The following is a 707-nucleotide window of genomic DNA, read 5'->3' on the forward strand; positions in this document are numbered from 1 at the left end:
CCCGTCCCACACTGCCGGACACCCTCGTCCTCGCCGCCGTCGCGCTGCTCCTGCTCGCCGGCGCGGCCGGTCGGGTGCCCGCCCTGGCCGTCGTGGCGCTGGCCGGCGCGGCCAGCTGCGCCCTGGCCGGCGCGCGGCTCTCCCGGCTCACCGCCGTCCCGCCGCCGACCCTCGCACCGGTCCCCACCCGGTCCCGCGCCGCCCGCCGGCGCGCGGCGCCGCCCCGACGCGTCGCCGTGCTGCTCGACGCCGCGGTCGTGACGGCGGGGCTCACCGCCGCCGTGCTCCCGCTCGCCGAACCGGGCCGACGCTCCGCCGTCGTCGTGTCGGGGCTCGCCGCCTCCGCCGCGTTGTTCGTCGCGGGTCTGCCTCCGGCGGCGCGGCGACCCCGCCCGTCCGCCCGGGTCCGGCTCCGTGGGGCCGTCGACGCGACCGCCGCCGGCCTGGGGCTGGTCCTCGCCGGCTGGCTGCTGCTGCCCCGCGACGCCCTCGACCCGCCGGTGCGGTTCGCCGTTGCCGTGGTCCTGGGCGGCCTCGCGCTCGCCGTGCTCATGGTGCTGACCGGGCCGCAGCGGCGGACCGGCGCGGCCCGCTGCCGGGGCGGGGCGGCGCTCACCCTGTCCGGGCTGGTGGTGCTGGCCGTCCTGCAGACGGGCACGGCACCGGAGCGGGCGGCGCTGGTGTCCGTACCCCCGCTGGTGGGTGGG

At 81.9% G+C, this 707-nt stretch carries 1 pseudogene; it reads left to right on the forward strand.

Annotation, left to right across the window (positions count from 1 at the left end):
• Positions 1 to 707 (forward strand): annotated as a pseudogene (locus F6X68_RS33855) (GGDEF domain-containing protein); the annotation flags it as partial.

The organism is Micromonospora sp. AMSO12t, assembly GCF_008806585.1.
In the GTDB taxonomy this organism is placed as follows: domain Bacteria; phylum Actinomycetota; class Actinomycetes; order Mycobacteriales; family Micromonosporaceae; genus Micromonospora; species Micromonospora reichwaldensis.